Below are 22,858 nucleotides of genomic sequence, written 5' to 3'. Positions count from 1 at the left end.
GAGTACTCCTAAAACTGATGTTTCATATAATTGGCGCGTCTTCCGCGCTAATTATTTGGAACATTTTATTTGACTGATTGTTAGAATTTTGCAGTGTTAAGAGGAATAAAAAGAATCTTACAGGCTTTTTATGGGCGTTTTTTAGACAAAATGGCCCTTTAAAATGCGAGGAGTCGATTTTCCCAAAATAAACAGCGGTTTTAACAGTTGCAAATTCCGCATAATTCCTTTTTTAGGCAAATTGTTAAAATCTGCGCTTTTGCGAGATTTATACTATTAAAAAAGTTAATATGAATTGAAGTGTGACCTGGTGTCAAAACGATAATTCGCAAAAAGTGCTGTAAAATAGGGCTGCTGCTTTCAATTTCTTAAGCAATGAGAAGCGCAGTTGGCCGTCAATCGAAAATATGCTATAAAACGAGTCTTTAACCTAAAACCGATAAACAGATGAACACCTAAAACAACCGCGAAAACTAAATCACTAGAATCACAAGTAATCGTTGTGAGTAGAATTTAATTAAAAAACAAAAAAATTATTTATGAATTACAAAATTACACTAATGCATTTTCTTGCAATTTTTAGAAGGAGGGTTCCCATTCCGATGGCGATCTTGTTTTCTTTACTGCTGCTAGTTGTAAGTGGTGCTAATGCGCAAACCCTAAAGACGGACAGCAATGTACCCTTGCTCAGTGTTTGTGAAGGCTACCAACAATTTACAGTTAGGATTGCTAAAGGTAGCAGAGCTTGTACTCAAGGTAAATTGAAGTTGGAGATTCCAGTGGGATTTGAACTTCAGCCGGGTTCTGTAAAAGCCAATGGAAATACGGTTACCGTATCCGCTGAAACGGTACAAGGTACTACGGTTTCCCTTCCTAATCTTACAGCCGGACCTTCATCGGAAGAGATGGTGGTTACCTTTAATGTCAAAGCCCTGTGTTCGGTTATTGGTTCCATAATACCCGCAGACCAGCAGGTGGTAAAGTACACCTTTTCGGGCTGTACAGTGAATCCTCAAATCGGTACTAGTGAAATTATCAACATCGAATATGCCGTTTTAAGAGTATGGGTTAGTCCTGCTGTGAGTTCCGGTTATATGGGTGATGAGGTGGTCCGTACTATTACGCTGATCAATCAGGGAAATGGTCCAATCTCTACCTTGGTATTTGAGCGCGATTTAGGCAATGGATTGATGCATAACAGCTATGATTTTAGTTCAGCTTTAGGCTGGGATGTTAACGTCAGCAATCCCGGTAAGGTAATCTTTTCCGGTGCTACGTTAGATAGTGGCGCAACCATTACGTTTAAGGAAAAGGTTACGATTAACAGTTGTACCTTATCGGCAACGGAATATGAGTTGTATTACGGTTGTACACAGCGCTGTAACGCGCCTAATGTCAGCTCATCCGCTACGCAATGGGTCAATGTAAAAACAGATAGAAGACCTGATTTAAAAGTACAGGCGGTCAAACCGGCATTTACTTGTTTAAATCAAAAGTATACCCATACTTGGAATATTACAAATACGGGCAACGCAGACGCTACGGATATCGCTTTTGAAATCGGAACTAACGATCCTGCGGGCTATATCGATATCAATACCTTAACCATTGGTGGGGTTGCGGTTAATCCGGCAGATATTACGGTAGTAGCGGGAAGCGCGAGCCAACCGACAAAGATTAAAGTCCGTTTAAACCCAACTAATTCACTGACAATCGGTCAGGCCGTAACGGTGAAGTTTGAACAGTTCTACGGAGCGCCAAGCGACGCTTCTTGTGATTCCGCCCCTACGGCGTTTTCTACTTACGACACCCATTACAGCTTGTCTTATGACTTTGCAGACGGTTGTGGTGGACCTTTTTCCGCTGCTGAAACCGTGAGTGACGCGGTGAATTACGTTTATGAGGGAATTAATATTGGCGAAATCGATGCAATCTCCGGACAGCCTTATGCTGCCGATTATTTGTTTACCAACTTTAAAATTCCTTTTACCAATCTAAAAGTGGGCGATAAGTTTGACGTAACCATAGAGTTATCTCCAGCATTGTCCGTGGCAAATATCAACGATATTAAAATATTTACCGGGGCTACTGCTGTTACTAGCGTGGTTACAGCCGACGGTGCTAATAAATTTAGATTGACCTTTACCTATGGTACCGCACCATGGAATGTGGGTCAGGATTTAGACTTGTCGAATAGCCGTCTAAAATTCCCTATAAATTTCTTGTGTGATAACCCAGGGAATTCAGGAGAAATTCAGGATATCTGGTATAAGGTAGGAGGGGAATTAATCTTAAATCCAGGCTGTGCGCCAGTAGTCTTTAAATGCAACGAAGTGGCATTACTCGGATATTGCGATGCCGGGCCTTGTGCTAATGGATTGCACAACCGCTCTGCCGATTTGGAAAGAGTTACTTTAGGTCTTGGAGTCAATAATTTGGGCGTTCCTACTACACCTAAAGCCGATAAAAGCGTAGTCAATATTAGAATGTTTATAACGGGCGACGTTTTAGAGGTTTCTCAAAATTCCGATGTAAAGATTTCTAGTGTAGCTTCTTGGACAAAAGTGAAGTTCCAAGTTGAAAAAGACGCGGATACCCAGGTCAATTTAATCGCTAATAGCGGTGCGCTAGTGGTTACGCGTGCTGGGGTAGAAACGACGTTCTCCGGATTGACGGTTACAGAAAATGCGACCAATTATGTTTTCGCTTTTGATTTAACCACGGAGCCCAATGCGCTAGTTTCATTTGCCAACGGCGATAAAGTGCGTTTCTCTATGCAGTTTAAGGCGCTAGACTCCCAGTTAGGATTGAAGAAATTCCCGACAAAATCGTATTTAGTCGATTCTGATGGAAATGAATTCCTCTGTGGTAGAGCGTACACGGCAACTGGCTTTTATGTCAATAAAAACATCGAATTCAAAGGTGCGAAAACCAGTTTTTCTACCTGTCAAAACAGCGATAATACCGCGGTTTTAACTGCAACGATCCTTGGGTTTCCAAGACAAGATGGGGTTTTTGAACGAGAATTCCGCAGTTTGTATGAACTTACAAATGTTACACTACAGATTCCAGAGCACTTAGTTTTGACTGGGATTCAAGTAGCGGTTAAAAACCAACCGTGGTTGGGTGTTGCCAACCCCTACGTCGATACCGGTATGAATGTCAATAACGGTGCTTTTACGGTGGATTTGGTTGAGTTTTTCAACACACTCACAGGCGGAAAGTATTTAGATGAAGGCTTTGTCCTAGAAATAACGCCAACCGTATCCTTGTTTGAGTGCGAGCCTTCGGCTACGGCACTTTTACAAAACATTGATGTGACTATTAATGGCAATGTCGTTGATGGTGCTGGTGATAAAACACCGTATACTTCAACGAAACAACTTGAATACAACACCGGTTTTGGCAGCCTTACTTTAGAATTGTTAAACGACAATAGACTAGGGCAAATGAGCCCAGACGGTAGAGAGGTGACTTGGGTAGTGAAAATTGAAAACACTTCAGATACCAGAGCTTTTACCAATGTTTGGATGGGTAAAAAAACAGGAAATCTTGTTTTAAGATCCGTGCAGAAAGTGGATAATTACGAAGGTGATAATCCTCTAGTAGCCATGAGTCCGAATGCAGATGTATACCGCTTAGGAGATTTTGCCGCAAATACGACAAATTATTATCTAGTAACGGCGGATCTTATCAACTGTAATATAGAATCTTTGGATATTCCAGTTGGATATAGCTGTACGGATTATCCGGTTAATGTTAATGCTGGAGTTTGTGTGATCAACAATAAGGTGTTGACCTATGGGATGCTAAAAAACAATTTGCAAACGACCATCGTATTCCAATCCAATGCCAATAGTCAGCACGGTTTCTGTGATATCTTGTCTTATACCATTCAAGTTCACAATGCCGGAGATTCCGAAGTGAGTAAGCTCGTGATTAAGGTTCCTTTCGCAAACGCGCCTGGATTAAAATACAACAGCAGGTTTCAATACAGCGACGTGTTTTCTGGAAATATAATGCCGGCTAATATCTTTACCAACGGAAACCCAGCAAAAGCGGTAATGGTTGGAACGGATTTGTTTATAACTCTTGACGAATCCATAGTGTTGAATACCTTGGAGCGTATCCAAGTGAGAATTGATTTCAAAATTGAAAGCTGCGAATTTAGGAGCGGTCAAAGAATTGCATTTACGCCAACTGGAGAAAACGTTTGCGGCTCTCCATTGCCTGCAAGTGCGGTGACATCGGCTAGCGGTAATCGAATTATCGTAGCGGGTGGATCGACTTCTTTCCCAGAGTTGGTGCTCAACACCAACGAAGTGCGATTGGATCCGGTATTGACCGAAGGGGCCAATCTAAGAGCCTTGTATAATTTTGCTACGACCAATTCCGGTAATTTTGGAAATACAGACGCGATTACTACAGATTATAGATTTGCCTTCAAATTCCCTGATTCATGGGTAATGGTCGGTAATCCGGATGATTATTTAGTACCGGCTGGAGCAGCGACCTTTGTGGGAATTGACCCAGAACGCGGTTATATCTATAAAGTTGCTAGAAATATTCCTGTGGGAACACAAGTGAAATTGGTAAACGTACCTTTGAAATATACGAAGAGCGACGATACAACCTTATCTTGTGAACACAATTTTGGTGTGGTATACGTGTCGGTATACCAAAACATTCAAGTACCCACTTGTATAAATCCAAACTTGAATTGTCCAAATGGTATCGATCAAGTTTTGATCGAAGATGAAATACCGATGATATTGCCTATCGATACGGCCTTGACCATTACACCACCACAACAAACGCGCGAGATTTGTAATCCGCTGGTGGCTGGAGGACAACCCACCTTGGCCGATATCGCCTTTACAAACGGGTTTTATTTGTCGTGGTACGAAAATGAATTAGATGCCGTAGCTGAAGTGGCGCGATTGCCATTGAATACGCCTTTAATTCACAACAGAACCTACTACGTAGTAAATAGATTTATTGCTGGCGGATTGTGTAAGAGCAATATCGCTGCGATTAAAGTATTGCTTAAGACAAACAATTTACAGGCGACCAATATCGAATTTGCCTGTGCCGTAGATCAACGGACGTATAAGCTTTTTGTAACCCTAAACGGTACCTCACCATATACCGCTACTGGTATTGGAGCACCGGGTACGTTTAATGGCAATGTATGGACATCGGAAAGCATTGACATCGGTACGCCTTACGACGTGACCTTCGAAGACGCTACGATGTGTACTCCGGTAACTGTAACGGGTATACCTCCGGTATGCTGTTCGTTGGAAATCAAATGCCCAGTGGCTGTTGAAGTAGTGTGTGGTAGCAGTTATGCCCCATCAGTGACGGGAATACCGACGGCGATTACCGCATGTGGAAGCATCACTTATGACTATACCGATTCTGCAATCACTGCTTGTGTAGGCGGTTTCAGAAGTTTTACCAGAACATTTACCGTGAAAGATGCGAGCGGCAATGTAGAGGTATGTACTCAAGTCATTACCATAAAAGATGAAGTAGCTCCGGTATTGGATATTCCGGCTAAGAATTTAACGGTAGCCTGTGGTACTAATACCACAGAAGCCTTGAACAATTGGTTGGCTAGTCATGGTGGTGCCGTGGCAACCGATGCTTGTGGTGCGGTAACTTGGGCGCATGATTACACGGCCTTAACCGCTGGAGCATGTGCAGGTACTCAGAGTGCATTAGTGACTTTTACAGCTAAAGATGCTTGTGGAAATGAAACGACCACTTCAGCAACTTTTGCTATCGAAGATAAAACACCTCCTGTAATCAGTATCCCAGCAGCGAATACAACCGTAGAATGTGATGGTGCTGGTAATACAGCGGCATTCAATGCTTGGTTGGACAGTCATGGTGGTGCTGTGGCAGCAGACGCGTGTACGAATACATCAGTAACGTGGGAACACAATTTTACGGTATGGACTTCGGGATCATGTGCTGGAGCTAAAACGACTACAGTGACTTTTACAGCTAAGGATGCTTGTGGTAATGCAGCGACCACTTCAGCCACTTTCGCTATAGTGGATACCACTGCGCCAAAATTCACGGAATTGCCGAAAAACAAAACGGTAGAATGTGACGGTGCGGGTAACTTGACCGAATTTGATACCTGGTTAAGCAATTTTGCCGAGGCCGAAGCAACAGACGCTTGTGGAACCGTAACGATGAGTTATTTGATTGAAGATACCAATACAACTTGTGGTAAAGCAGGAACGATCATTGTCGATTTTATCGCAACGGATTCTTGTGGAAACAGTGCCTTTAAACAAGCGGTATTCATCATTGAAGATACGACCAAACCCGATTTTTCTACTCCAGCTAAAGATTTGACCATCGTATGTGGGGCCGAAGTCGATGCCTTAAACGCTTGGTTAAACAACCATGGGGGGGCGGTATCTTCAGATACTTGCGGAACCATTACTTGGTCTCATAATTACAACGGACTAACAGCGGCTTGTGGTAATACAGGAAGTGCTGTGGTGATTTTTAGAGCAACGGATTCTTGTGGTAATTTCAGAGAAACCAGTGCAACGGTGACCATAGTGGATAAAACACCACCAACCATCACCAAAAAAGCACAGGACTTAACAGTAGATTGCAGTACGGATACCGAGCAAACCTTAAACAACTGGTTGTTAAATCACGGAGGTGCAGAAGCACAAGACAATTGTGGCCTGGTAACATGGAGCCATAATTACCTGACTTTGACCACCAGAACTTGTGGAGTAACAGGAACGGCTTTAGTGACTTTTACGGCTACTGATGCTTGCGGAAATACCGCAATTACTCAAGCTACTTTTAAAGTAGAAGATAAAAAAGCTCCGGTAATTACGCGTCCAGCAGAAAATAAAGTGGTGGAATGCGACGGTACCAACAACAGAGCAGCTTTGGACTTATGGTTGATCAACCACGGTGGCGCTTCAGTAGCGCAAGCGTGTAGTGACGTCACTTGGAGCCATAACTTCTTGACCCTGTCCGCAGGTGATACCGGAACCGCAGAAGTGACTTTTACAGCGACAGATGCCTGTGGAAATAAAATTTCTACTAGAGCAACCTATACGATTGTAGACATTACCGCACCGGTAATTACGCGTCCAACAGAAAATAAAACGGTAGAATGCGACGGTAATGGAAACTTGACTGAATTTCAAGACTGGTTGGATAGCCATGCCGGTGCAGAAGCTACCGACAATTGTGGCGCAGTATCCTGGTCTTATTTTATCGAGGATACCAATACTACTTGTGGAAAAGCAGGTACCGTTATCGTGGATTTCATCGCGAAAGATGCCTTTGGTAATACCACTATTGAACAAGCGGTATTCATCATTAAAGACACTGTGGCGCCAATTATGGAGACTGAAGCAAAAGCTTTGACCATCCAATGTGGCGCAGGTGTAGATGCGTTAAACGCTTGGTTAAACAACCATGGTGGAGCGGTTGCTTCCGACAATTGCGGAACGATTACTTGGTCTCATAATTACAATGGGTTAACAACCGCTTGCGGTACTACAGGAAGTGCAGTAGTTATTTTTACAGCTACGGATTCTTGTGGTAATCAAACCCAAACTGAAGCAATGGTACAAGTGATTGATACCATAGCCCCGGCCTTGGTAAAACCAGCACAAGACTTAACAGTAGCTTGTGGTACGGACGGAGATGTAGCGCTAAACAATTGGTTGATCAGCTTTGCTGGTGCCATTGCAAAAGACGCTTGTGGAACCCTAACCTGGACCAATGACTACACGGGCTTAACAACAACGGCTTGTGGAGCAACAGGTAGTGCTTTAGTTACCTTTACTGCAACAGACGCTTGTGGTAATGAAGTGACAACCACAGCTACTTACCGTGTTGAAGACAAAACAAATCCAGTAATTACTAGAGCTGCACAAAACAAAACGGTGGAGTGCGACGGTTCTGGTAATACAGCAGAGCTAGATGCTTGGTTAGCCAGTAAAGGCGGAGCCATTGCCACAGACAGCTGTAGCACGGTAGATTGGACTAATGATTACACCAGCTTGACAGCAGCATGTGGAGCAACGGGTAGCGCTTTAGTAACCTTTACCGCAACGGATGCTTGCAACAATTCCGTAACCACAACGGCTACTTTTATTATAGTAGATACTAAGGCACCAGTAATGTCGACAGTACCTCAAAATAAAGTAGTAGAGTGTGACGGTGCTGGAAATACAGCAGAATGGAATGCTTGGTTAGCCAGTCATGCAGATGCCGTAGCATCCGACGCTTGTAGCGCCGTAACTTGGAGTTATACTACAGGAGATACGAGTAACCTTTGTGGAAAGACAAAAGTGACCACCGTAAATTTTGTAGCGACAGATGCTTGCGGTAATGCAACCACAAAACAAGCGACTTTTACTATAGCTGATACAACAGCTCCGATACTGGTAACGCCAGCGGCAGATTTAATCATGGAATGTGGTACCAACGGAAACGACCGTATTACCACCTGGTTAAACAGCCATGGTGGGGCATCGGCAACAGAAGCTTGTGGCAGCATAACTTGGTCTCATAACTATACCGGCCTTACCGCCGCTTGTGGAACGACAGGAAATGCCGTGGTGACTTTTACTGCAACGGATTCTTGTGGCAACACCACGACAACGGTAGCCTCGGTACGCATTGAAGATACCATAGCGCCTACTTTGGTGAAAGAAGCACAAAACCTAACGGTTACTTGTGGTACCAACACTACAGAGGCCTTAAATAATTGGTTGAGTAACCGCGGTGGAGCTAGAGCACAAGATTCTTGTAGCGCAGTAACCTGGGCGAATGACTACACGAGCTTAACGACGGCTTGTGGAGCAACGGGAAGTGCTCTCGTAACCTTTACCGCAACAGATGCTTGTGGAAATGCGGTTACTACAACAGCAACCTTTACCATCGAAGACAAAACCGCACCGGTCATTACTAGAGCAGCACAAAACAAAACAGTAGAGTGCGACGGTTCTGGTAATACGACAGAATTGAATGCGTGGTTAGCCAGCAAAGGCGGAGCCATAGCAACAGACAGCTGTAGTACGGTAGATTGGACGAATGATTTCACCAGTCTAACAGCGGCGTGTGGAGCAACGGGTAGCGCCTTAGTAACCTTTACCGCAACAGATGCTTGTGGAAATGAAATCACTACTACAGCGACCTTTACCATAGTCGATACCAAAGCACCTATTATGGTTACTCCGCCGAGTAACGAATTGGTAGAATGTGATGGAGCGGGTAATATAGCGCAATACAACGCGTGGTTGGCCAATCAAGGTGGTGCCCTGGCAGAAGATGCTTGCAGCGCAGTAACTTGGAGTCATACCGTGGTTGAAACCCGTAATCTATGTGGTAAAACACAGGCGATTACCGTGAATTTTGTCGCGACGGATGCTTGTGGGAATCAAGTGGCTAAACAAGCTACTTTCACCACGCAAAATACGACAGGACCGCAGTTTGCCGTAGAAGCCCAAAACCTTACAGTAAACTGTGATGGCAATGGCAACAGCAGCGACCTAAACGCTTGGTTAAACACCTTTGGGGGTGCTCAAGCAGTGAATGCGTGTTCTACCGGATTTACGTGGACCAACAACTTCAAAGGATTGACAAAAGCTTGTGGATCTACGGGAAGTACAGTAGTGACTTTTACCGTAACGGATTCTTGTGGAAATGTGAATAACACCACCGCAACCTTTACCATTATTGATTTGGTTGCACCGGTATTCACAACAAACCTGCCTGTGGATATCACTTTGGAATGTTCTGATCGTTTGCCAGAAGTGGCCGTGATGAATGCGATGGATCTTTGTGGAACTGCAGAGATGAGCTTCAATGAAGTGCGTGTAGATGGAAATTGTGGAAGCAATTACCAAGTGTTGAGAACGTGGACCGCTACAGACGCTTGTGGAAACGCAGTGAGTCATGTACAGACCATTACCATTCAAGATACTACCGCACCGGTATTTGTAGAACCTTTACCAGCAGCAACGGTATTCATGAAATGTGAAGACCTAAAAGAGGCACCGGTATTGACTGCAACCGATAATTGTGGTAGCGTTAAGGTAGACTTACACGAAGAAAAAGTAGCGGGCGACTGTGACAACAAATACAGCTTAATCCGTACTTGGACGGCAACCGACACTTGTGGAAACCAATCGGTTTTCCAACAAACGGTAAACCTGGCTTGTGAGATTGAAATCTTCAACGCGATTTCTGCAAACGGCGACGGTAACAACGACGAATTTGTATTAAAGGGAATCAATTGCTATCCTGGAAACAACGTGGAGATTTTCAACCGTTGGGGACGCCTGGTTTATAGTACAACGAATTACAACTCAAACGGAAATGTGTTTAAGGGGTATTCCAATGCTAAAGACGTGGTGAGCAAAGGAGATAAACTACCTACGGGTACTTACTTCTACGTGGTAACCTACGATTACAATCTTGGAAATGGAGAATCGCAACCGATGAAGCAATCCGGATACATTCATTTAGAATCTAATTAATTTGCAAACGATGAAAATTCATAAAACAATAAAGAGTACGTTTTATGGAATCTTGTTAATGGGCAGTGCAGCAATGCACGCCCAACAAGATTCTCAATATACCCATTATATGTACAACACGATCAACGTGAATCCTGCTTATGCCGGTTCCCGTGGAGCGATGAGTATCTTCGGTTTGCACCGTGAGCAATGGGTAGGATTAGATGGAGCGCCAAAAACCAATTCGTTTTCGATAAACACCCCAATCAACAACAGTAAATTGGGTATCGGTTTATCCTTTGTCAACGATCAAATCGGTGTGATGAAAGACAATACCATGTCGGTAGACCTTTCCTATACCTTGGATCTGGGCGAAAGAAACCACAAATTGTCATTTGGTGTAAAGGGATCGGTAAACCTTTTAGACGTTCGCTATAGCGAATTAAACGTTTACAACCCCAACGATGTGATGTTTAGTCAAGATATCAGTAACCAAGTAAGCCCGAATATCGGAGCCGGTATTTATTACCACACCGACAAGAGCTACTTGGGATTATCTGTGCCCAATTTCTTGGAAACCAAGCGATACGACGATAATATGTATGCCACCATGCAACAAAAAATGCAGTTCTATTTGATAGGGGGTCACGTATTTGAGTTAAATCCAAACCTGAAATTCAAACCGGCTTTTATGTTAAAAGCAACAGCTGGTGCGCCCTTACAAGCCGATATCAGTGCAAACTTCTTGTTTATCGAGAAGTTTACCCTCGGAGGTGCTTACCGCTATGACGCCGCTTGGAGCGCTTTGGTTGGATTCCAAGTGACAGACGGACTGATGATCGGGTATTCCTATGATGGAGAAACGACTAAATTGGCAAACTATAACTCAGGATCTCACGAAGTGTTTTTGCGATTTGAACTTTTCAACAAGTACAAGCGCATCAACTCTCCGAGATTCTTCTAAAACGCAGACCTATGAAAAAAATAATATGCTCATTAAGCGTTGGGTTGTTCGTTTTAATGAATCATAACGCAGCGGCTCAAGTGGGAATCGCTCGCGCAGATAAAGACTACGATAAATTAGCCTATATCGACGCGATCAAGATTTACGAGAAAATCGCGGAACGTGGACATGTAAATACCGATATTCTAAAGAATTTGGGGAATGCTCATTATTTCAATGCACAATATCAGGAAGCCAACAAATGGTACGGCCAGTTGTTTACAGACTTCCCCAGTGCAGAGATAGAAGCTGAGTATTTTTACCGCTATGCACAAACCTTAAAGAACGTGGGTCAAGAGGCGCAGGCTGCTAACTATTTAAAGCAATTTGCCCAAAAGAACAACGAGTCTTCAAGAGCGAAAATCATTCAAGCCGACAAGGACTACCAAGCGGAAATCACCAAAAATTCCGGCCGTTTTGACATTCAAGACGCCGGAATCAATACCACTTATGCCGACTACGGCAGCAGTTTTTACCAAGATCAAGTGTTGTTTTCCACCGCACGGGATACCAGTAATTTTGCCAAAAAAGTGCATACGTGGACCGATGAAGCCTTTACGACCATCTACGCAGCGGATATTCAAGAAGACGGTACCCTGACAAAAGCTAAGAAATTTAGCCGTAAAATCAGTACCAAATTCAACGAAGCCACTCCCGTAGTGACTAAAGACGGTCAAACCATGTATTTCACGCGCAACAACTACGACGGTGTTCGCAGAACAGACAGCAAAAAAACGACCTTGTTGAAAATTTACCGCGCTGAATTAAAAGACGGCAAATGGACCAACGTAACGGAATTGCCCTTCAACAGCAACCAGTTTAATACCGCTCACCCGGCCTTAAACCCCGCCGAAGACATGCTGTATTTTGTGTCCGATCGCCCAGGTGGTTTTGGTCAGGCCGATATCTGGCGCATTGCGATCACCGACAAGCAATTCGGTACACCGGAAAACTTGGGAGCCACTATCAATACCGACGGTAGAGAAACCTTCCCATTCATCAGTGCCGATGACGAGCTGTACTTTGCTACAGACGGTCGCCCAGGTATGGGTGGTTTGGATGTATATGCGACCAAAATCAAAGCCGACGGCAGTTTTAACGATGTGCAAAACATCGGAGCTCCCGTGAATAGCGCCGACGACGATTTCGCGTATATCATCAACAAAACCAACAAACGCGGCTATTTTTCAAGTAATAGAGCAACAGGCGTTGGAAACGACGACATCTATGCTTTTAAAGAAAATCGCGCCTTGGTCTTGGATTGTAATCAAGCTTTAAAGGTTACGGTAGTCGATGCCAAAACCCGTCAAATCATCTCCAATGCAAGCCTAAACTTGTACCAGATGGATTATACAGACAAGGCCAATACCGACAAGATGGACGCCAACAGCCAATACCTATTTGATACCGCGTATGACTGTGGTACCAGCTACAGAGTAAAAGCTACAGCACCGGATTATTCGGTGAAAGAAGAAGTGGTGGCCCTGCCTAACGAAAGCGGTGTTACCGAACTGACCATAGTCTTGGAAAGAACAAAAATCCCGCTAAAAGAAGGCGATGATTTGTTTAAGGTGTTGAATTTAAATCCGATTTATTTCGATTTAGACAAGGATAACATTCGTCCAGACGCCGCCATGGAATTGGCAAAAGTCTTTGCGGTAATGGAAGAATATCCGAACATGGTTGTCGATGTGCGTTCGCATACAGACAGTCGTGCGTCACACAAATACAACGATAATTTATCCGAGCGTCGTGCAAAATCTACGGCAGCTTGGTTGATTTCAAACGGAATTGAGCCAAAGCGCTTAACGTGGAAAGGTTATGGCGAACGCCAATTGACCAACAAATGTGCCGATGGCGTACCTTGTACAGAAGAAGAACATCAAGCAAACAGAAGATCAGAATTCATTATTGTGAAGATGTAATTCGGTTGTACTTGCTGCAAAACTCCTACAAGGGAGAAAATGTGTAGAATTTGGGACCTGCTCTTTTAGAGTGGGTCCCTTTTTTTTGCGCCTTTTCCAACGGATTCACACGCCTTCTACGCGCAGCAGCCGAATCGCTGCGGTCAAGGTTAAAACAGCGAGCCCTGAATTTCCTGAGTGCTGGGCAGCCCGAGAAACGGAAATTCCGCGACGATTTCAAACTGCTTTTTAAGGGGATTAAAACGGCGCAAAGCCACGGTGTCGCAGCTAAAACGGATGTTGGGCGTAGCGATGACCTCTCGGGCTATCAAGAGCTTTTCAAAGCTCAACCGCCGGCCTATGGTCAGGTGTGGCTCGGTGCCTCGGTGGGTATTGGGCGTTGGTACGGCCTGTTGAATCCCCTTCATCAACTGCGCTAAAAGCAGTCGCGAACTCGGATCGGGTTGTATAAAAAAAGCCCCGTTGGGAAAGCTGTCCAAGCGGTTTAAGCAAACCGCCACCGGAGTCAGCGAAGCGCAGTACCGCTGCAATTGACGGCTGATTAAGTCGATTTTGCGCGGGTCAACAACAAATTCTTGTATGGTGATATGCGCGGCAGCATGGCGACTCGCATACCAACCGATCACCTCGGCCAAGTCGGATTTCAGCTGTTGCACCTGTTCGATCACCGCTGCGGGTGGTTGGAATATAATGGAATACTTTTCAGACATAATCGCAGTAATAAGGCCTAAAGATAGAAACAATAAACCAACTTTTAAACGGATTTAGGGTGTTCCCTTCGGGCGGGCTTTCCGCTGTATCGCTTCCTGCGCTGCGCTGCGGAAGCGGATGCCGCTACTATCCCTAACACGCTGCGCTGCAGCAGGGCAGGCCCGCGCTTAAAAAAACGCCCGGAGCTGAATGTTACCCGTGTGTATGGTGGCGAATTCCTCTGTGGTTCGACCCTGATAATTGAGGTTCAAATCCAAATAGCGGGTCAGATTTCGCTGCACCATCAAACGCCAAGTGATGTTTTTTCCCGGTTGCAAGCCCTCGAGCATCTGATAGGCCACCGGCGAAAAGGAATTGCCCGTAAAGTCGTTTTTATACAGCGACACCTCGCCGTTGACCGTAAAGTTGTTGTTGGAGGTATACATAAACGAAGTGCCCAGGCGGTGTTGGGTCAAAGCCTCAAAATCCGCCTTTACATTCTCCTTTTTCTGCAACTCATAAAACAAGTCCAAACTGGCATTGCGAGAAAATAAATACGAGATCCGCGGTTCTATACTGCGGTTTTCAATCGCGTAATTCTTGCTTTCATAAGTGTCGGAATTCGTTTCCGAGTTCGCGGTCTTCCCCGATAGGGCCATCAACCAAGTCTTGGCAATCAGGTGACTGTACATCAGCTGATGGCTAACGGTTTGGTTCTCTTGCGCCCCAAAGGACAACAGGTTTTTGGTGCGGTTTTTTAAATACGTATAGGTCACCGAATGCTTCTGCCTACCGCGGTTGTAAAACAAACTGTTTCTAAAGCTCTCGTTCAAGCCCACCAGTTGCTCGTCGTCTTTGGTAAACGGATTAAAGTTAAAGCCGTCGCCCTTTCGCAAATCCCGGCGGTCGATCGAGTAGGCCGTTTGGTTGCTAAAATGAGACAACAACCGCTTGTATCCTTGGGTGTTCTGCCAGTTGATCGGATTCAACATCAACGACTGGGAAAACTTGTTTTGATGCGTTTTGACAAAAACCTGATTGGGCAAATACAAGCGCACGTATTTCGCCTGGTCGGGAAACGGAGCCACCTCAAACTCTTCCAGCTCCTGTATGCCGTTGTTGTTGTAATCGACCCACATATATATACCCCGACCCGGTTCCACTTCTATATAGGTGTATTCCTGCTGGGCTATACTGCCCGAACTCGTTTCGTATACCGTGCTGGTCTGTACCAACCCATCCCAAAAGCGGTCGTTGTAGACCATTCTCGAGTTCAGCGTTTTTTCGCGTTCCAGCTCCGAATCGCTCCAATTGAGGATGCGGTAGTTGGCATAAAAGCTCAAATCCCGGTTTTGGGTTTGTATCCATTTGGATTTGAGGTAAAAGGTATGCGAGGTGGAAACCTGTTCCAAAGCGCCGAGCTGTATGCTGTCGTTGATGCGGTGCGAATAGCCTATCTCCGCGAATACCGCCGTGCTATCGCCCCGACCGATATAAGCCGTAACCTCTGTAAAGCGGTGGCTCAGCGGCAATAGATTCCGCGTTGCCCCCAATTCCGTTTCCTGTTGGTCTTCCAAATCCAGTCGGGCACCCACCCAGTTTTTGTCAAAGTGAAAACGACCGTCGGACTGGCTGCGCAGAAAACGCGTTTCTTTGGTAGCCGATTCCGCGTTTAAAACGCTGTTTCGCGTATGCGCTTTCCAAGCCCCACTGTTCCAGCTTCCGTCGAGGTGGTGGCGCGAACCCGTAAAGGCATCGCCGTAATCCAATTGCTCCAACCGATATCCCACCTGCCCTTTTTCGGGAAAAATTACCTGAAAGCCCCCCGAGATTAAACTCTGATTGCCCGTGGCGAAATCCAAGTTCCAATCGCGATCAAACTCTATGGAGTACAATTGCTCTAAAGATTTAAAATTGCGATGGATAAACTGGAAATCCGCAAAGGCATCGATCCAAATCGACCCCGTATACAAGCGCTGCTTGGCATTGACCTGTGTGGCCCAGCCCTTGTTTTCTTCGTCATCTATAGCCGAAAAAAGGTTTTCGTCGTTATTGCTCACCGCAATCTCGGCTTTAACCGCGGTTTTCTCCGAAGGACTGTAGCCGCCGAGTAAGGTCATAATCGTATTGCGCACCGGAGCAATCAATCGGGTTACCGGGGCGTAATTACCCTGTTTTACCCCGTTTACGGCCGGTACGTATTGGTATATTTTTCCGATGCTCTGACTGTTTTGAATTTGGTAATCCCCATTTTGGTTGCCCACCAAGCTAAACTGCACCGAAAAAAGAGCGTCGTCGGGGTTGTTGGAGTACACAAAATACGGCACGCCCAAATCGTCCACAGCCTCTTTATACAGGATTTTGTTTTCCGAATACACATCCGGATATGCCGAAGGAGCAATCATCTTGTTGGGGTCGTTGCCCGCCTGCTTCAGCGTTTCGATCTGGGTCTCGGATAGGTTTTGCTGTAGCGGCTGGTTCTTGATGTCGGTTTCCGTAAACACATAACCGCCAATATGCCAAGATTCCCGCTCGTGCTGTATACCGCCATATCCGACAAAGCGGGTGTAATTCCGATCGGTATACTGGTATTCAATGGCGATACGCATATCGGAAGTGATGGGGAATAAGGTGGTAAATCGAATTTCTCCGGCGTTGTAGTCGATGACATAGTCGTTGTTCTCGCCGCGTTTAAGCGCAATCCCATTGACGTACACCCGCTCCGAACCCGAAATGATCAGGATAAACAACTCCCCGTTGGGACCCTTGAGCTTATAAGGCCCTTGGTTGCCCTCCTGTCCGACAAACGAACTCTTGGCGTATTGACCCCGTGCCAAGGCTCCAGCAGCCTCGACGATGGTTTTGGACGACTCGGTTTTAAAGGTAAAGGAGGTCGACAGCCCCTGTACTTTCTTGTTGAAGTTTAGAAACCGCGATTTTCGGTTCTCCAAAAAGATGTCTCCGGCCTTGATCGACCAATTGTCGGCAAAGAGCTCCATAAAAATCTGGTCAAATTCATCGATTTTCTGAGAGTAACCCCCGTCTTGCAAGGGCGCATTGCTGTCTTGTATCGAAGCGCGAATATGCACTTTGTCCGAGAGTTTTCCCGTAATCTGCAAATCCAAATTGGAGTTCATCACCCCGTTTTGATTGTTGCCCACGGTAAAACCCCTCGAAATACTACCCGCGGTATTCAGCCCTTCAAACGGGATAAAACCCGAAGAGCGACTCTGGTCTTTATAGGCAAACAACTGCTGTCCTGCCGCATTGGCAACGATGCGTTCGGCGGGATAATACGTATAGGTACGAGTTAGAAAATCCGGCCAGCGCAGGTATTCGATCGTCAGCGAATCCCGTTTGAGCTCCGCGTCGAGTAAGGTCAGTTGGCCCAGCTGAAAATCCATCTGGTAGGCCGTTGCGGGAACGCTGTCCCGATCGGCGGTGAGCACCCGAAAATACGACGGATTCAAACCGCCCGTTTGCAGGTTTATCGTATCGCTTTCCGCCTTCCACTTCCCACGGCTATACAGCGATTCGCGTTCTTGAGCCTCAAGAGCGGAAACGAAGAAGAAGCACAGTAAAGCCAGTAGGGGTCGAAGCATAATTATCTATAACTCATATTTGTCAAAAGTAGTGTATCTAGTCGGAAACTTTTTAAAAGATGTGCTAAATTTAAAACGGGCAATTAATCGGTAAATACTGTTAATTTTTATTTTTAAAAGCGAAGAAGTAGTGCTTTTTAAATTGTTTTTTTAATTTAGAGCGGTAAATGGTGTGCTTTGTTAAAAGAAGCAGGCTGCTTAAAGGCAAAGGGCGATGAAAAAAAGAGTGTACGGGTGTTTGTTTTTATTGGTACTGGTCATCTCGTGTGGGGATACCCAAAATCAACATTATCTCAATATGGCAGAAGCGTGTTTTTATACCGCGCCCGATTCGGCGCAGGCATATCTAGACAGCGTCGTCCTATCCGATGCCCAGCCCTCCGAAAGTATGGCGCGCTGGACCCTGCTTACCGCGCGTATGCACCAGAAGCGCAACCGTTCACTCCGCGGCGATACCCTAATTCTAAAAGCGCTGGAGTACTATACCGCAACGGACAATCAGGCCGAACGAGGACGCGCCAGCTTATACGCCGGTCGCGTTTTCGAAGCCCGCGAAGACTGGACATTGGCCAAGCGCTATTACGATCAAGCCGCGGCGATTGGACTGTCGACGCAAAACTACAAACTCGCCGGACGCAGCGCCAGTGAACTGGCCGAAGTATACCAAGGCGAACGCGATTACGAGCAGGCGATCAAGTGGTTTACCTACTCCGGCGAATGGGCGCAAAAAGCCAACGACCTCTATTACCAAATCAATGCCCTTCGAAAGCGGGCCGACTGCTATGTCGCTACCGAGCAGATCGACAAAGCCCTGCTGGATTACCACAAAGCCCTGAATCAAATCCCCCAGGAAAAGCCCAATCTACGCGCGGATATCTATAAAGACCGCGCCCTGACGTACCTGAAAATCGGCCGTAATAAAAAGGCGCAACAAGACATGAGACGAGCAATGACAGTCGACGAAAATGGCAAGCTCAAGGCCCTATACCTGTTGATACTCGCAGAGATATTCGAAGATTTACAACAGCCCGATTCCGCAAATTTATACAATTATAAAGCCTTTTTGGCCGCGGCGCAAAACCGCGACACCGCCCTGATCAGCGCCGCCTTTGGTTCTCTCGCTCCAGCTGAAGCGCTCCGTCAGCCCGTGAAAAGCTACTTTGAAGAGTATCGGTGGTATGCCTCGGCCTCCGATTCCATCTATGAAAAAGAACGCTTTAACAGTTTGCTTACCTTTGACGTAAATAAACAATGGGAAGCAAGAACGAAGTCGGGCGAAATAGCCTATCTAAAACATCGAAATCGACTTTTAACGCGAGCACTGCTTGCGTGGTTACTCCTTGTTGCGCTCCTCTTTGTAGGCACAAAGGTGATATGGAATAAGGCGCGCCTTCTCGAAATGGATAAACTCCTTAAGAAAAAGGATAAAGCCTTAAAGAACTACGAACAGTCTTCCGTTAAGCAGTTAAAGATTTATCGAAAAATGATTGTGCTCACCCTGTTTCCCAAGTCGCCAAAACACGACAAACTATTGGCTGATTACAACTTGATTGTACACGATTCTACCGATGCATTTCAATTTGATTGGCAGGTGTTTGAAGAGCTGGTACACTCGGTATATCCCGAATTTAAGCAGCAGTTGCTACTGCGGTCCAAAACGCTGCTCCCTCGCGAAATACAAGTGATTTTGCTGCAAAAGGGAGGCTTTACTTTGCAGGAAATAGCCGAGTTATTGCATTTAAGCATTCACACGGTTTATCGCAGAAATTCTGAAATTCGCAGAAAGTTAAGTATACCCGAAAATCAGACCGTAGTTACTTTCCTTAAGCAACAACCGAATTTTTCCCAGAACTAATTATTGCGCCAAAATTCCCTCTTCGGCAACATTTTATTGGCTCTTGCTGTATTTTGAGTGGTCGGTTCAAGACCATAGAATAAGCCAATAGTTTCCTCGGCGAGTTGTCCATTCAAAGAATCGTTCAGCGAACACGCTTTAGAATGCAGCGGAGATAGTCGTGGTCAAATACCTAAGCATACAAGGTCAATAAATAAGAGTACAAATCAATTACTAAAACTAATTTGTAAGTTGCACATTACCTGTGTTTTAGTTTTTTTTAATACAAATGAAATTTCTTAGGGTGCAAATGACTTTTCGAGACATTTCCATAATTTTATATCAATAGACCACTGCTCAACTTGCTGTAGGCAGCTGTTTTAACAAATTTATAAGGGAAGTTAAATCAATGACAGCCAGCCCAATAATTACTTTTAAAAATGCGCTTATAGAAGGTTTGTCGACGAGCGAAATCGTACTTTCAGCAGATACTTTTTACTTTTTTTGTACACGAAAACTTAAAACAAACTACTAAATGAAAACAAAATTACTATCAAAAACAACATTATTGGTCTTAATCACGGCAATTAGCTGCAGTAGCATGAAGGCACAATCCTATCAAGTGACGCGTTATGAGGAACCGTATGTACCTTTGGAAAATGCCGAGGAATTAAATGTGGTTGTACGCCAGTATTACAACGATTTTAGAATCCCTTTACCATTCTCCGTCTATTTTTTTGACCGCGAAGTAGATCAGCTCTGGTTTACCAACGGAGATCTCTTTGCCATAGCCAAAGACGATGAATTTCTGGGCTTTCGCCTAAGTGCACAAACCGCATATCTCATCGATGCCGGATATGTTGAGGGCGGCGGAGCGCCAATTATGGGTAGTCCAACTCAATCGCCTTTTAAATATAAAGTGGAAGGTCAACAAGGGAATCGAATTCTCAAGTTCGAAACCAATAATGCGGCAAGTACAGAGGAACTCGATTTTCTCAATTCCAATTTGATGCGCATCAATTACCAAATTTGGTTGTATGAGGCAAAAAGAAGTTTGACAATCCGATTCGGAGAAAACAGCATGACCAACTTCGACCTATTTTTTAACCAAGCTGAATTCGGTGAACCACTTGCTCCTTACTATACTGTAGGATTCAATCGATTTGTCGGTGAGCTAGACGAAGATTTGGGACGAATATTTTGGAATATTGTTCACCACGAACATCTCTCCGGAAGCGAGAACAGCCCTTTTATGGTCGAGGATGATTACCAAGAAGTAGCTGGACTTAACGCTTATCCTAAAAAAGGCGTGGTATTTGAATTCGGACCCAATTTAAAAGCAGCGCAGTTTGACAAACAAGCATATGGTTACTATCCCAATCCCACTACCGGTTTATTGTGGCTAATACAGCCAAAGCAATCTGGGGTACTCTCGGAAGTGCCGTACGAAATATACAACGCTTTAGGACAGCGTGTTCTGCTGGGTACCGTTGAATTTCAAAAGCCTATGGATTTAACTCCGTTGACAAACGGAGTCTATTTTATTCGCATTCCTGGTCAATCGATTCAACAAATAATTAAAAATTGAACAGTAGATTCCCATCACGTGCAAACTCCAGCTTTTGTTGGAGGCATTTTTTAGGTGTAGGCGGAGGTACCGTACAGAGTTTTTATTTACTCCAATTTTAAAAAAAAATCTAAATAGCCATACAAACAATGTTAATTTTAGCTAAAATATTAAATAAAACATTTTTTATTACGGGAATAGCCTTTCTTTTGTCTGTAAGCCTAATAGCACAACAACCCTTTTTTTATGCTACTGTTGCAACCGAACCTTATGTGGCCTTGAGCAATGCCACATCATTAAATAGCAGCGGATGGACACCCAATAATCGGTTTATTTTGCCCATTCCTTTTCCTCTAACTCTTTACGGGGAAGAGGTCGAGAACTGTGTTTTTAACGGCAGTAGCCTAGTCGCGGAGTCCGCCGCAAATCCAAATGTTTTTTTTGTGTTTTTCTTCCTTTCCTCCAACCTTATTGATGCCGGTTTTCCCGTTAATTATGTACAGGATGAGCTGCCTCCCGAGATATTTCCATCGGCTTCTCCACTGAGATACAAGACTGAGGGAAACGAAGGAGAACGCATATTTAAAATCGAAGTAAATAACAGCGCTAGTTTTTCTGAAATCCTAAGCACACATACCAAGGCCATGCGTCTCACATATCAGCTGTGGCTCTTTGAACAGAACAATAGAGTCGAAGTGCGCTACGGTCCTCATAGTATTACCGATTTCAATTTGTTTTTCGACGAGGGTCATGAAGAAAATGATGGAGAAACAATCAGAAAACCCTTTTTTTATGTGTTGTTAGGGAAATTTGAAGTAATTCATGACCCCATTCTAGAGGGGGCTGCATTGGAAGTTAGACGAATGGAATTGCTTGTGGGCGAAGGACTGGATCCGCAATGGCTAAGTGATTTAACCGAAGAGCAATCGGGATTGACCTCCTATCCGCCAGAGAAAATGGTGTATATCTTGTCTAAAAATATCAATACTACCTCGTTTAATTCTGTGCGTACGGTGTCTTTGTATCCCAATCCAGTAACAGATTGGCTTGCTTTGAATCGGCCGCGAGAATTCCCAAAAATGCAAGCGTATCATATTATTAATACCGCCGGTCAATACGTGCAAAGCGGAACTTTAGACGCGACACAGCAAATCCACGTCGGCAAGTTGCAGCCGGGGGTTTACTGGGTAAGGATAGCCGGAGAAAAACCGATAAAATGGATTAAAAAATAAGGTTTTATGTTTTTCTATATAAAAAAAAGAAACACATTTTGAAGCGAAATTTTTCGCCTATTATTGAAGTCATCGAGGTGAAAGCGTTATTTGCGCTGCCACCCCTGGAAGTAAATGTTTACACAACGATATCAAATAAAAAAACGGCTTTTTTTCGGGGTCATGTAAGGGACCGAATAAAATAGCAGGTGCAGTTAAAAATTGCTGAAATTCAAAAACTAGGGGATTTTTCTTCTTTCTAGTGCACTTAGGAGAATTGAGCTGTTTATCGTACCGAGCTTTGGAAGGATAGGTAATAAAGAGAAGCGTCTTTTCTATTACCAATAATTAGGCATAACCTTTGAGGCAAATGAAGTTCTTGCGCGTCCAAAGTATGTATGGTTTTTTTGCCGGTCAATTATGGGCTTTGAATTGGGTAAAGGTTATCGAATTTCAAAAAGGCATTAAAGCATTTTGCTTAAAGTGCATTAGTCAATTATTGATGC

Annotated in this window: 8 protein-coding genes; 6 read left to right on the top strand and 2 right to left on the bottom strand. The window is 44.6% G+C overall.

All coding sequences use genetic code 11. The annotated features are described in order from the left end of the window. Positions 1 to 539: 539 nt before the first annotated feature. From ACQZ43_RS03635 to ACQZ43_RS03625, 3 genes are read left to right on the top strand one after another with little or no spacing between them, the layout of a single operon-like run. Positions 540 to 10,541 carry a gliding motility-associated C-terminal domain-containing protein gene (locus ACQZ43_RS03635; protein WP_430614524.1) on the top strand — a complete coding sequence of 3,334 codons (10,002 nt, stop codon included), beginning with the start codon at positions 540 to 542 and terminating at the stop codon, positions 10,539 to 10,541. Between the two features lie 10 nt (positions 10,542 to 10,551). After that, complete coding sequence (locus tag ACQZ43_RS03630; RefSeq protein ID WP_430614523.1) at positions 10,552 to 11,484, top strand: PorP/SprF family type IX secretion system membrane protein; 933 nt, start codon at positions 10,552 to 10,554, stop codon at positions 11,482 to 11,484. Positions 11,485 to 11,495: 11 nt separating this feature from the next. Then, complete coding sequence (locus tag ACQZ43_RS03625) at positions 11,496 to 13,448, top strand: OmpA family protein (RefSeq protein ID WP_430614521.1); 1,953 nt, start codon at positions 11,496 to 11,498, stop codon at positions 13,446 to 13,448. 149 nt (positions 13,449 to 13,597) lie between these two features. On the opposite strand, the gene ACQZ43_RS03620 is transcribed toward ACQZ43_RS03625, so the two are convergent. Beyond that, positions 13,598 to 14,158 (bottom strand): 2'-5' RNA ligase family protein, encoded by a 561-nt coding sequence (locus ACQZ43_RS03620; protein ID WP_430614520.1) that lies wholly within the window; start codon positions 14,156 to 14,158, stop codon positions 13,598 to 13,600. A gap of 168 nt (positions 14,159 to 14,326) precedes the next feature. After that, the gene (locus ACQZ43_RS03615; RefSeq protein WP_430614519.1) at positions 14,327 to 17,740 is read right to left on the bottom strand and encodes a hypothetical protein; all 3,414 of its coding nucleotides are present in this window, start codon (positions 17,738 to 17,740) and stop codon (positions 14,327 to 14,329) included. Positions 17,741 to 17,954: 214 nt separating this feature from the next. Between ACQZ43_RS03615 and ACQZ43_RS03610 the strand changes: the two genes are divergently transcribed. From ACQZ43_RS03610 to ACQZ43_RS03600, 3 genes are all read left to right on the top strand, one after another. Further along, positions 17,955 to 19,595, top strand: coding sequence for a tetratricopeptide repeat protein (locus ACQZ43_RS03610; protein WP_430614518.1), 1,641 nt, complete (start codon positions 17,955 to 17,957; stop codon positions 19,593 to 19,595). A gap of 514 nt (positions 19,596 to 20,109) precedes the next feature. Next, on the top strand, positions 20,110 to 21,162 hold the full coding sequence (locus ACQZ43_RS03605) for a T9SS type A sorting domain-containing protein (protein WP_430614517.1): 1,053 nt from the start codon (positions 20,110 to 20,112) through the stop codon (positions 21,160 to 21,162). Between the two features lie 128 nt (positions 21,163 to 21,290). Further along, the gene (locus tag ACQZ43_RS03600; RefSeq protein WP_430614516.1) at positions 21,291 to 22,373 is read left to right on the top strand and encodes a T9SS type A sorting domain-containing protein; all 1,083 of its coding nucleotides are present in this window, start codon (positions 21,291 to 21,293) and stop codon (positions 22,371 to 22,373) included. Positions 22,374 to 22,858 lie beyond the last annotated feature (485 nt).

This window comes from Flavobacterium sp. JP2137, from assembly GCF_050562195.1.
Lineage (GTDB): Bacteria > Bacteroidota > Bacteroidia > Flavobacteriales > Flavobacteriaceae > Flavobacterium.
The sequence above is the reverse complement of the archived record's forward strand: the minus strand, read 5'-3'. Positions and strand labels throughout refer to the sequence as shown.